Annotated in this window: 11 protein-coding genes; 2 read left to right on the top strand and 9 right to left on the bottom strand. The window is 40.1% G+C overall.

Features of this window, described 5'->3' with window-relative positions; translation table 11 throughout:
• Positions 1-168 precede the first annotated feature (168 nt).
• The 4 genes from ABE28_RS09855 to ABE28_RS09835 form a co-directional block, all read right to left on the bottom strand.
• Positions 169-1278: a DNA alkylation repair protein gene (locus ABE28_RS09855; protein WP_064466237.1), complete on the bottom strand. Its 1110-nt coding sequence runs from the start codon at positions 1276-1278 to the stop codon at positions 169-171.
• Between the two features lie 411 nt (positions 1279-1689).
• Positions 1690-2388 carry a DUF4867 family protein gene (locus tag ABE28_RS09845; protein ID WP_064466239.1) on the bottom strand — a complete coding sequence of 233 codons (699 nt, stop codon included), beginning with the start codon at positions 2386-2388 and terminating at the stop codon, positions 1690-1692.
• A gap of 50 nt (positions 2389-2438) precedes the next feature.
• Positions 2439-3119, bottom strand: coding sequence for a transaldolase family protein (locus tag ABE28_RS09840; protein ID WP_064466240.1), 681 nt, complete (start codon positions 3117-3119; stop codon positions 2439-2441).
• Between the two features lie 224 nt (positions 3120-3343).
• The gene (locus tag ABE28_RS09835) at positions 3344-4741 is read right to left on the bottom strand and encodes an MFS transporter (protein WP_064466241.1); all 1398 of its coding nucleotides are present in this window, start codon (positions 4739-4741) and stop codon (positions 3344-3346) included.
• Positions 4742-5264: 523 nt separating this feature from the next.
• Here ABE28_RS09835 and ABE28_RS09830 point away from each other — a divergent pair.
• Positions 5265-6497: a Gfo/Idh/MocA family protein gene (locus ABE28_RS09830; RefSeq protein WP_064466242.1), complete on the top strand. Its 1233-nt coding sequence runs from the start codon at positions 5265-5267 to the stop codon at positions 6495-6497.
• Positions 6498-7056: 559 nt separating this feature from the next.
• Here the strand turns inward: ABE28_RS09830 and ABE28_RS09825 are convergent.
• The 5 genes from ABE28_RS09825 to ABE28_RS09800 all read right to left on the bottom strand — a co-directional run bounded on the left by ABE28_RS09825 (position 7057) and on the right by ABE28_RS09800 (position 12302).
• Positions 7057-7959: an AEC family transporter gene (locus ABE28_RS09825; protein WP_064466243.1), complete on the bottom strand. Its 903-nt coding sequence runs from the start codon at positions 7957-7959 to the stop codon at positions 7057-7059.
• A 77-nt stretch (positions 7960-8036) separates the two neighbouring features.
• Positions 8037-9470 (bottom strand): aldehyde dehydrogenase family protein, encoded by a 1434-nt coding sequence (locus ABE28_RS09820; RefSeq protein WP_064466244.1) that lies wholly within the window; start codon positions 9468-9470, stop codon positions 8037-8039.
• Between the two features lie 27 nt (positions 9471-9497).
• Positions 9498-10232 (bottom strand): GntR family transcriptional regulator, encoded by a 735-nt coding sequence (locus ABE28_RS09815; RefSeq protein WP_064466245.1) that lies wholly within the window; start codon positions 10230-10232, stop codon positions 9498-9500.
• Positions 10233-10316: 84 nt separating this feature from the next.
• Entirely contained in the window at positions 10317-11657 is a 1341-nt protein-coding gene (gene sftI, locus ABE28_RS09810; RefSeq protein WP_064466246.1) for a sulfoquinovose isomerase, read from the bottom strand.
• A 291-nt stretch (positions 11658-11948) separates the two neighbouring features.
• Positions 11949-12302 (bottom strand): winged helix-turn-helix transcriptional regulator, encoded by a 354-nt coding sequence (locus ABE28_RS09800; RefSeq protein WP_064466248.1) that lies wholly within the window; start codon positions 12300-12302, stop codon positions 11949-11951.
• A gap of 135 nt (positions 12303-12437) precedes the next feature.
• On the opposite strand from ABE28_RS09800, the gene ABE28_RS09795 reads away from it, so the two are divergent.
• Complete coding sequence (locus ABE28_RS09795) at positions 12438-13079, top strand: NAD(P)-dependent oxidoreductase (protein ID WP_064466249.1); 642 nt, start codon at positions 12438-12440, stop codon at positions 13077-13079.
• The last annotated feature ends 63 nt before the right edge of the window (positions 13080-13142 follow it).

The following is a 13142-nucleotide window of genomic DNA, read 5'->3' as shown; positions in this document are numbered from 1 at the left end:
TTTGGTTACGCTTTCATCTTATCCTGTACGTACAGGTGTGTCAACATTTTTTTTCAACCATCCTTTAACCTTTGAAAAAATAAAAAATCCTTTCCCCGAATTCCGCCGGGAAAAGGTCTGAAAATCATACGGTTTTCTTTCGCATTACGGGCCATACAGCAGTTTTGCTCATGACCATGTAAGCGTGAGATTCGTTTCCGCAACTTCCACTCCATTCACAAGAAGCGAGATCTTGTGGAAGCCTTCATAATGACGGCGTGTGGTTAAATCCTTCCAATTGTGAATTTTCACTCTATCAACGCGCTCTCCAGCTGCAAAATTCCTATCTGCCAGCAGGAACAGTTTACGAGACGTTTTTTGCTTCGCTTTCACGAAATCGATGGCGTACTCAATCCGAAGCTTCACTGAACTGCGGGCTTCCACTTGGAAGCCAAAATGAAGTTCACTCGTTTCCCCGATTTTAATGGAAGCCGGCTCATTTTCAATAAAAGCTGCAGCTACCATCGTCGGGTCATTCAATACATCCGCGTACCCAAACATCGCCAGCACCTCGGGATCCGCCCGTTTGACGAGTGACCTGCACCCTCGCCGGATGATCCAATCCGTATAGGGATCGCCAAACCCATGCCAGCGCTTGGCAATTTGAATGACGGCATCCGGATGGTCCTTGGCAATATCATTTAAGTTATTGGCCACACTTTTGCGCACATAGAGCGAGGGATCGTTTTTAAGGCTTTCAAGCAGCTCCAGCACCGGCTTCGGATCTGCCTTGAACATCGGTAAAGATTGCCCCCAAGGCAACCTCGGCCGGCATCCTTCACTTGCGAGCCTGCGGACATGCTCATTCTCATTTTGTGCCCATTCCTTCATCTTCGCAATCATTAACATGGGCTCAAGCAGGATGAACGCACGTACGGCAAATTCAGCGGAAGACCTTACGGTAAAACGCTCCAAGGCTTCTAGAGACAGTGCCCAATCCTCCTTATTCAACCCATGCACCTCTACAAAATCCGGGAAAAATAAATATCTGAAGCCTTCACAATCCTTTTCCAATCGATACAGAATGTTCAAGGCCTCAGAATAATCACTCGGGAGGTGCGTTCCCAATGTAAGCGAAATATGCCTGATCCGCTCTTTCAATTTCATCTCATCCCAGACCTCGTTCATCACTTCGTCCTGAAAAGATTGAGCGGAAAAGGACGGATGGACGTTCCTCACTTTTTCACTGAAATCACGAATGAAAGCAGCACTATACAAATCCTTTAATGGTTCAGCCACTTATTTCACTTCTCTTCCTCATGTTTTCTTACTTCATCCATCCACCATAGCATTTTTCCCCATTGAGTAACAACCCTGCTGCCATCGCAAGACTTGATCCTGTTCTGGAATATTCGGGTCGTCTTCTCCGATATTTCGGCATTGCATCGAATAACTTTGTCCGTATTCGCCATTTATTCGACCCAACTGGAATTAATTCGGCCTTCTTCTCCTTTTTTCCGACCCAACTGAAATTAATTCGGCCTTCTTCTCCTTTTTTCCGACCCAACTGGAATTAATTCGGCCTTCTTCTCCTTTTTTTCGACCCAATTGGGATTAATTCGGCCTTCTTCCGGATTTTCCTTATAGAAAACTTTAGGGAACATAAACAAGGCGGGGCATAAAGCTCCCGCCTCATTTGCAGCTATGAAGTTAGTTATTTGATCTTTGTGGCTTTTTTTCATGGAAAATCGAGATATTGTCTCCCCTTATTCCTGCGCATGCTCCTTTGTTTACCAATTGTTTTCTTTTCGGATGAGCAAGAAGCCATTTATTTTTCATGAATAATAGTTTATCTTCTTGTGTCCTTTTTTCCATGTCCTGTTTTAATGGCTCATTTGTGCCGGCTGGCAAGATCACAATAGTCTTGAAGCCCTCATCGTTTACTTTGCACGGGGCAAAATGCAAGGTTGTACTATATAATTCTATGGCCGTCCCTTTTGGGATAAAAAATGCCTCTATATTGGTAGAATCATAGCTATTGTCGTGAATGTCCTGTACCTTTCCCAATAGGAGAACAAAATCCGTCATCGCAATGTTGATTTCACTGCCTTTATGATATTCTAAACCATTCAACGTTGAGTTTGGACCATTACAATATCCAATTTGAACGGGCATTTCTCCATAAAAGGCCGTTTGGATTCGTTCTTTCACGGTCGTATTTTCCATCTCCGCAACAGAGGGAATATAGATATTTTGATCTTGTGGAATCTCCATTTCTTCCATATATGTTTGTAGTTCTTGGAAATCATATCCGCTGATTATGTTACCGTATGGTGTAAACGTACGATCATCAATATGAAAAAAAGAAATATGTTTATTTAAATCTCTTAATTTTTCGTATTTTGACAATGTCACTCACCTCATTCCTTACATGATAGGATTGATTCCTGAATAAACCATCATTTCAATACGGGAGCTTCGGTAATCGTGTTATCCCAAGCGTTGCGGAATTTGTCCAAGCCATAATCAGTAAATGCATGGTGGAAGCTTTCCTTGTATACATCGAATCCACAAGTCACAATATGGGCCCCTGCTTTCGCGGCATCCACGATTTGTTTGCCATTTCGCAAAGCAGCCACGATGATCTCGGTTTCAAATTTATATGTTTTATAAATATTTGCAATATCTTGGATGTATTGGGTTGTGTCATCCCCGCTGTTTTCCTTCCATCCCACGAAAGGCGATACGAAACTAGCCTTAATTCGGGCTGCCTGCAAGGCTTGAGAAGGCGAGAATACTAGCGTGACATTCGTAGGAATGCCTTCTTTTTCAAATTCCCTCGCCGCAATTAACCCTGGTTCCGTACACGGGATTTTTATGACGAAATTGGATGATAATTTTGCGATCTCCGTTCCAACCACAACCATTTCTTTAGCATCGTCCAAATGAGGATTGATCTCGACTGAAATAGGAAAGTTCTCAACGCCCTTAAACTCACTTCCCAATTCATCTAAAACGGCAAGGAATGGTTTACCACTAGTCATGATATGACGAGGATTGGTTGTCACCCCATCAATGGCCCAATTTTCATATGCATAACGTACTTCCTTAATAATGGCACTGTCCAAAAAATATTTCATCAATTTTTCCTCCTCTGTAATTTATAAAACATAATAACTTTTAATATAAAGATACCTACCTTTAACTCCATGATAAAAAAAAGATTGATATATTTCAAGCTTTTTCTTTACAAATACTAGAAATGTTGTTTTTTGAGCAAGATGCCCGCCAGTATTTTAAGTGTATTAACTGCAACACACAAACTTCACGGGCTCTTCACTTTCAAAATCGTTACTGTTAATTCTTACATAGGTATACCTGATTTACGGTCATTAAGATCTTTTACGATAGTATTGTATTTATCATCTGATAGCTTATAAAAGAATGCCATTACAATAATCGTAGCCATGGCTAAAGTACTTGGATATATGAACATGAGTCCTCTAATCCCTTCTACTACACTAGCACTTTGCACGGCATTGGGAACATAGCCAACCAGACCTAAAACAATTCCCGGAATGAATCCAGCGAGAGCCTGAGATAGCTTGCGACAGAAAGTGAAGAATGAATAAACAACACCTTCGGATCTATTGCCTGTTTTCCATTCCCCGTATTCAACGGCATCAGAAACGAAAGCCCAGTTCAAGCTATTGACGAATGCGCTTCCAAAGAAGGCAAAACAAGCTAAAATGATAAATATTATGGCGTTATCCGCAAAAATATATGCTAATAAATCGCCAACTGCCCAAATTGCGCAACCAAGTATATACGTGTATTTCTTTCCGATTTTTTTGACCATGAACGGAACTAGTGCTACACCAATAAATACACAGCCAATGCTGAAAAAACCCATGTAAGGAACGATTGAAACATTTTTCAAAACATATTGGCAATAATAAACTTGGACTGCGAGCTTTACATTGAACGCTGAAAAAGTAAATAAATTAACTAAACAAAGTATCAAAAGAGGGGTGTTTTTTAGCAACCCTTTATAACTCTCACTTAGTTTTACCTTGTTTTCTTTTGGTTTTTCATATACATATCTTTCTTTAACATTCTTATAACAATATAGTTGGAATAATATCCCTAAAAAAGCAAAAACAGATACAGCCACTATGTATCCAGTGGATTCACTATTAAATAACAACACGATAGGCATGAACCCGACTGTAGTTATAAGTAGGCCCATATTTGATCCTGCTTGCCTAAAAGCAGCTAGTTCAGCTCTTTCCACAGGATCTTTGGTCATGGCGGGAACCATTGAGCCATAAGGAATATTTGAAATGCTATAAATAGTCCCAAATGCCATATAGGTTGCATAAGCCCAAATCATTTTCCCGGTGAGTGAAAAATTCGGATTGGTAAAGCTAACGATTGTAATAAGAGCTAACGGCACTGCCGTATAAAGGATAAAGGGCCTGAACTTTCCTTTAGGTCCAATCTTTTTTCGATTATCCACCCAGGTGCCTACAGTAATGTCGGCAAAAGCGTCCCATATCTTCGTAATCAAAAAGATCAACCCTGCAGTTGCTGACGGCAATCCAAGAGCATCCGTATAAAACTTAAGCAAATAGATTTGACCTAAGTCAAATAAAAAGTTATTTCCAACATCCCCCATTCCGTAGGCGATTTTTTCCTTAAGCTTTAATTTCTCAGAAGTTTCAACCGGGCGTTCCATGTTTTGATTGACTGATTGTTCCATAAGTTCTCTCCTTTTAAATAGCAATTTTAAAATTTAAGAAATTGACACACTCCTATCATTCTTACAGGTGATAAAGTATCATGGCATGTTCCCCTTCCAACGTTTTGGAAACACCCTTTTAACATTACTATCTTTTTTGCAAAAGTTATTATGTTTTAACTATATTATGAAAACGCATACAAAATAGCAAGCTTTTTCCTTGCATTTTTTTAATTGTTTTAAAAATTCAATTTTCTTAGACGTGACTCCTTCCTCCATAAAATTTTTCGTTCATCAACACTTGGTCTTTTAGTGCAATCATCTTCGGTTTTTTTGTTTTCAGAATTTTTTATAATCTCCTCTTGTAATTTTGTAAACGGATTCTTATAATGAACAAAGATACTTATTTTTATTTAAAGGTAACTACGTTTATGTGTTAGCCCCATATTCATGCACGAGAGATTTCGAAGGAACATGACAAAGACATGTGGAAACTATTTAAATGGTGAACAAAATGTTCTTACATTACTTGGAGGTTATTGATATGAGTAGAAAAAGAAAAGAAATAAACAGTAATTTTTTCTCAGGGTTTTTAAATGTTGATTACTTATCAGAAGAAGATAAATACATTTATAAAAAGGAACAGCATAAATATAAATTCAACGTGATTGGTGCTGGAATGATAGGTCATGAGCATATTAAAGTAACCATGCTAGAAGGAAGAGCGACGATCCATGGTATTTATGATTTGGATAAGAAAAGTATTGATAATACGAAAAGGATGTTCTCGAAAAACTTCCCTGAACATGAATTGGTCGATTATCAGACTCTAGCGGATGCTTGTCATGACCCAAAAGTAGATGGACTGATTATTTGTACGCCAAATTATACCCATCTTGAAATCGTGCGGGAAGCTGTCAAATCAGGTAAACATATTTTACTGGAAAAACCAATGGCCACAAATTTAAAAGATGCATTGGAAATTAAAGAACTTGCTGATGGATATGAAGGAATCTTTCAAATCGGCCTGCAATATCGTTACAAAGCGATTTACAACGAATCGATTCACGAAGCGATCGAACGAAAATCCATTGGTGATATTAAAACCATCAGCATTGTAGAACATCGAGTGCCATTCCTGGATAAGGTAAACCAATGGAACAAATTTTCTAAGTATTCAGGCGGGACTCTCGTTGAAAAATGTTGTCATTATTTTGACCTTCTCAATTTATTCGCTCAATCGAAGCCTTCTTTCGTTTATGCAACTGGAGGAAGCGCTGTCAATTTTAAGGATTTTGAATATAAAGATCAAAAATCCGATATAATCGATCATGCTAATGTCAATATCGTCTATGAAAATGGTGTTAACACGAATTTTAATTTGTGCATGTTTTCTCCTATGTTTTATGAAGAAATTACGATTTGCGGTGATGAAGGAAGACTTAGAGCATATGAAAACGATGATTTTTTACCGGTGAATCGGCCAAATACGCATCTTGAGGTATTAAGTGGGGAAAGTAAACCTACAAGAATCTCCACTCCTTGTTATCCATCTGTTATCCAGAGCAGTGGACATAATGGCGGAACGTATTATGAACACAAATACTTTATTGATAATATTGAAGGCATAACAACTACCACCGCGACTGTAGAAGAAGGCTTTTGGTCCATTGTCGTCGGTATTGCAGCAGAAGAATCGATAAAAACTGGAAAAGTAGTATACATCAATGAGTTGTTAAAAAGCATCTACGAAGAAAAAGAGACTGTCTCTAATTAACGTATCGGCGCATCCACCCCTTTCGTTTCTGCAGTTCGCAAGAACCGTGTAGTACACAGGAGCATGAGTAATGCGGCACAGCCCTTTATAACGGGGGCGTGTCGCATTTTTTATTTCCAAATCTCTGAGCTTTAGGGGTGGCTCACTCTCCAGCAGCTCCATCACTATGTTGCAGGTTCTGACAAGCACCATAAATGAGAAGCATGTTTGGAAAGCATCCTCATCACCTCAGATTTATATGATTCTTTTTTAAGATTTTAAAGTCTTTCTAAAAGAAAGTAGTGGTTTGAAACGGCCAATGTTCAAATCCTTCAAAACTCTGGGCCATCGCAATTTCACCCTTTATTTTCACACTGAATGGCGAGAGACTCCGGCGGGACATGAGACTTAACGTGAGACCCCGCTGGCGCATGGTGCTTTTTTAGAGACAAACGGGACGACTCTTGATAAGCCGATCGCCTGCAGTGCAAAGCAACGTTCCATATACACACTTAAAAAGATGAAGGCAAACTCTACTTTATCAAGTTTGCCTTCATCTAACGATAGGACCACTATCACTTTATAAAACAATCATAAATATAATCGGCAATGTTGCAAGACTTAATGAGGTACTAATAAGGGTCGTGCCCGAAACGAACTCTGACTCTGTATTGAACTGAAGGGCATACATCGTCGTATTGGCGGCAGTTGGCATCGCAGCCATGATGATCATGATTTGTTTAACCATCTCATCTACAGGCATGAACAGAGTTAGCGCATACGCTATTGCAGGTGATATTGCAAGCTTGATAAGGAGAGACCAAGAGATCTTGGCTTTTGCTAAATGTTTAATTGATATATTGGCTAGTTGCATTCCCAGTACAATCATGACAGTAGGAATTGCAGCATCAGCTACTAAGTTGACGGCTTCTTGTACGGAATTGCTTAATGGAATATGCAGTAATTGAAAAAGAGCTCCTACAAGTCCGCCATATACGATGGGCATACGTTGAACTGCCTGAAGAGCTGAGCGTATACCATTACCATCCGGACTTCCTTTTGCAGCATAATACACGCCCACAGTACACATAACAACTTGTTGTATCACCATTAAAATAATGGCAGATTTCAGACCAGTAGCCCCAAAGAGCAATAGAACAACAGGGGTACCATAATTTCCGTTGTTCATAAACGACGAGGCCAAAATCATCCCGCATGTTTCGGGAGTGGAATAGCCTTGAAAATAAGAAATGACATACACCACTGCAATTAAGGAAAAACATAGAGCAAATGTGTAAAATGCAAGATATAAATAGTCTATATTAAATGAAGTCGTGTAAAAAGTTCGAAATACAAGAATTGGTGACATTATGTAAAGCGCCATTGTTGAGATTGACCTTGTATCAAAACCAATTTTCTTTTGTCCAATAAATCCAATCGCAAAAATACCGAAAACAGGCAGGAGGATAGTTAAAAACTCCATGGTTGTCACCTTCATCACCATTTATTTGTCATGTAATAATAGACCTAGATCCTTACCATTCCAGGTGGTTACCATGATTATAAATTCAAGACAATGATACGTTCTTCCGTCATTTCCTCAATGGCATACTTGGGACCTTCTTTTCCGTTCCCGCTTTTCTTCACGCCCCCATAAGGCATATGGTCGACCCGGTATGCCGACGCATCATTGACGATAAGTCCACCCACTTCGATTTCACGAGCTGCTTTCATCGCTAATTGTAAATCGTTCGTGAAAAGTCCAGCCTGCAATCCGTAATCGGAATCGTTCACTTTAGCGATCACTTCGTCTATTTCTTCATATGTGGCAATCGATACAACCGGACCAAACACTTCTTGACGGCAAACTTTCATGTCATCCTTTACATTCGTTAAAATGGTAGGTACATAAAAGGCGCCTTCACGTTTGCCACCAACCTCGACTTGGGCACCTTGTTCCACAGCTTCCTTCACCCATGCATCTACCCTCTCCGCTTCAGTAAGACGAATCATGGGTCCAATATCTGTTTTTTCATCCAATGGGTTGCCGACTACAAACCGTGCCGTTTTTTCTATTAACCTAGCAACAAAAGTTTCATGGATATCTTTATGAACATAGATTCGTTGGACGGATATACAAACTTGCCCCGCATTATTAAAGCTTTTTTGTGAAACCAAGGTTGCAGCTCTTTCAATATCTGAATCTTTATGAACGATGGTCGCTGAATTATTCCCTAATTCAAGGGACACTTTACGTAACCCAGCCTTTGAACGGATTAATTCCCCCACTCGAGGACTTCCTGTAAAAGTAAACATGTTGACATCTTGATTTTCCAGTAGCCATTCACCTATTTTTGCACCATCTCCAGTCAGTACTTGAAGACGTCCCTTTGGCAGCCCAGCCTCTTCCATTAAGCTTGCCAGCATAATGGCACAGATCGGAGTTACTTCAGCTGGTTTTAGGACCACACTATTACCAGCCGCAATTGCCGGTCCGATTTTATGACAGACCAGATTGATCGGTGCATTGAAGGGAGTGATAGCTGCAATGACGCCAACAGGAACACGGATGGTGAAGGCCATGCGATTCTCTGAGCCTTGAGCTGATTCAACAGGTACTCCTTCTCCGTGGATACGCTTTGCTTCCTCTGCAGATATCTGTAATGTCTGAGCTGAACGCTCCACTTCTCCTCGTGATTCACGAATGGACTTTCCAACTTCAATCGCAAGTATCCTGGCAAATTCTTCGCGACGCTCTAATAACAACTGAGCGGCCTTCATTAATACCTCATACCGTTCATATGGTGAAAAATCATGTTTTAGCACAGCTTTCGCACTCTGTACAGCTAGATCCACATGTTTTTTTGTTGCGACCGATATTTCAGCAGCTGGTTCTTGCGTATATTTGTTGAATACCTTCATCGTTTCTGTTGTTTTCTCCCAACGGCCTGCCACTAATAAACCATGTTGCTTCACTTGCATTGAATTTGTCATACTCTCCACTCCCCTGTCGTATTACATTCATCTAAAAAGGTCAATATCATAATGATATTTATCACTTCGATATTTCGTTATTGTAAACTCAAGTGGTTTATCATCAAATCCAAAGCTTAGCCTCGTCATTTCAAGCAAAGCTTCACCGCCGCGGATGCCCAGTAAATCCGCTTCATATATCGTTGCGTTGATTGCACAGATTTTTTCTTTTGCCCGTTTCAATGAAATTCCATTTTCTTCCAAAATTTCATAAAATTTAGCTCGATCCAGGTCATGATTTTTGAACATTTCCCCTATATGTACGGGCCAGCATGAGCGTTCAATGGCAATAGGGACATCATCTGCGAAACGAATCCTTTCAATTACGAAAACCTCTTCTCCCTCTGCCAGCTGGAGCATTGATGTTTCATAATAGAGGTCTTTTTTAAAATCTGCACGCAGCAATTTTGAATTCGGTGTTAACCCTCTCTCGGTCACTTCTTCAGCTAATCCCTTTAATTTTCCGAGACTCCCGCCGATAAGGGGTTGGGGCTTTACAATTGTCCCTCTTCCTTGTTTCTTCTCCAACAATCCATCTTGGACAAGTATCGAAATGGCTTGCCTTAATGTAGTGCGGCTAACATCGAACTCTTGCATCAACTCTTGTTCAGTTGGTATTAAAGCGTTTGCCTTCCACACTTTTTCTTGGATGCGCTTAACTAAAATGTCTTTCACCTGTAAATAAAGAGCCACATTTTTATTGGCATCTATCATATTTTTCATCTTGTCCAACTCCTTAAGCCAGTCTTTACGATAAAGTATATATCATAAACCAGCTATTGCTAAAAGGGTGAGATACTTTATCTCTTATGCGTATACTTCGGTTTCCAATTGAAGCATACGTCCCAATTCAATTAGGTGTTCCGTTACATCTCCATAAACTAAAGCGAAGTGGGGTTCGTATCCTGCATGCATAAGTTTGTAAAGAGTATCCGTCACATCTGTCTTTAATTCAACTTCCACAGAGGTCCCTGAAAAAGGCTGCTCTACATCCAATGCATTTCCTTTCATGACTAAAAGACGGTAGCCTTCAGGTGTATGACTTACTCTAAAGACCGTCACGACTCCTGCTTTCAAACCAAAATCCATTGCGAAGCCTATTTTCCGATTCGGATGTACTCCGACTGTTGCTCCTGTAGAAGGATTGGCAAGGGAATAAGCCCCGGCACCGCAATGCCAAAATACAACCGAATTTTTCGCTTCATCCACATGGACCAAATCTCCTAAATACGGTGCATTCCCACCAGCCAATTCACGTAAAATAAACATGGAAACCGACCCATGAATATCCGACTCACAAGATGTCACCATTCCGTCTTCCGTAAATTGGGAAAGGGTTGAACATGGAGCTGCCCCCAACTCGTTAAAAAAGTCCGGCCAACACCGCATCGCTAAAGCATCCAGCTCGTGTTGCTGGATATGTTTTTTTATGTACGTTGAAAACTGAGCGAATTTCGTTACAGTTTCATCGTCTCGGTTCAACCCGATGACCTGTCTCTCTGCACGAAGAACTTCACCTATCCATTCCTGCTCTGGAAGCTCCACGCATTGGGCAAACGCCTCTTGTAAATCGATCTTATGAAGTGAAACCCCAAGTGCTGTTTGCAGTTCTCCTTCATTTGCTTGTGAGAAGAAGAAACCTGGTGGGTAATCCCCTACAACGCCTATTTTCAGTTCACTTAATGCTTTATATACACGCATAACATTAAATTGCCTTAGTAAACGCTTTCTTAAATCTTCTTCATCAGGATTTCCGAATGCAAAAGCAAAAGGATGTTTATGATTACGCAGCACATTGCTAGTACTGTTCCCACCCGTTAATGAGTTAAGGCGCAAACGCCCTCCAACACTAGGTTCACGAACTGACCAAACGATGACAGGCTGTTTGAAATATTCCAATATCTTGACCATGAACTCTCCATCTGCAAAAGTAACACTTTGATATAAAATTGAATCAATTTTCACATCTTTTATAGAATCTAAAAAATCTTGAAGTTCCTCAACGGATGTCACGGTTTGATCTGGTGCTACAAGATGGCTGCAACTTTCTTCTAACCACTTCATACTTTGTTTACGATATGTTTCAGCGGCTTCAATATCAAACGTTTTTCGACCTATAGGTACATATAAAACGACCGTATTAAGCATGTACGAACCCCCTCTTATCTATTGCAAACAATTGATTATAACCATTATAAAATACATACCTATCTTTATCAATGGAAATATACATATTCAAATGGAAAGAGTGGCCTTTGAGGTAAAGGTGTATAAAAGCGGCAATAAAAACACCCCTCAAAAAATGTATGTTAGGTGGCTTCCATTTACAGGGCAGTTCAAGTTTGTCTACAGCTTGATATATATTTTAACCGGGAAGTTCTACATGCTGACAAAATGAAAGGCTCTCGGGATTGAGACACCTCGAGAGCCTTTCATTTATTATGATTTTTTCCTATTGAAGGCATATTTCTTACTCCATTCACCCATACTTTCTAGTATGGGCATGAAACCTTTTCCTGCCTCAGTTAGTGAATATTCTACTTTTGGGGGTACTTCTGGATATACTTTCCTTATGACCATCCGGTCTTTTTCCAATTCCCTTAATTGACTTGTCAATATTCCTTTTGAAATTCCGGGCACCAATCTTTGAAGCTCGCCAAACCGTCTTGTCTCTTTCAAATGCCATAATATGATTATTTTCCATTTGCCTGCTATTACATTTTGTGCATCCGTGACAGGACATACTTCTATTTGTTCCTTGGGAATTTCACCTTGAAATGAAGTTCGAGCCATATATAATCCTTCCCCTTTCCTATTGGTCTTGTTTTTGTGACTATGTTATAAAAAAGTCACTACTTACAAAATCTTGTCTAACGTAATATTATATGACTATGCTTCATCACACAATGTTATCGGGAGGAATAAAGGATGAGAATTGGAATCATAGGAGCAAGCGGCAAGGTTGGAAGTCTTATCATGAACGAAGCGAAAGATAGGGGAATGGACGTAACGGCGATCGTGAGAAATGCTTCAAGAATTACCGAAACAGACGTACATGTTCTTGAAAAAGATATATTTGCGCTAACTGGTCCAGATCTTACATCCTTTGATGTAGTGGTCAATACTTATAAAGCACCAGAAGGCGAAGAACATTTGTATGTTGATGCTGGGAGAGTCTTGATCAATGCCTTTACAGAAGCCCCACAAACAAAACTGATTGTCGTGGGCGGTGCCGGAAGTCTCTTTGTTGATGAAACCAATACAATAAGGCTAATGGATACACCTGATTTCCCGGATTTTGTCTATCCGACTGCATCCAATGCCGCGAAGCAGCTTGAGGAGCTGCAAAAAACAGATTCGATTGCATGGACTTACATCAGCCCTGCCGGATTTTTCGACCCGGAAGGCAAAAGAACAGGTTCCTATCGGACAGGCAAAAATCATGTCATTTTAAATGACAAAGGGCAAAGCTACATTAGCTATGCTGACTATGCCATAGCCGTAGTCGATGAAATCGAAAATCCACAACATGTGAATGAACGCTTCACCCTTGTTGGTGAAGCAGAATAAATGCTAGAGCTTTGATATTATAGATCGAAGCTACTTTATAAACTTTGGAAAGCGGGTATTAAT

Source organism: Peribacillus muralis (assembly GCF_001645685.2).
GTDB classification, from domain to species: domain Bacteria; phylum Bacillota; class Bacilli; order Bacillales; family DSM-1321; genus Peribacillus; species Peribacillus muralis_A.
This window is presented reverse-complemented; position numbering and strand designations above follow the sequence as displayed.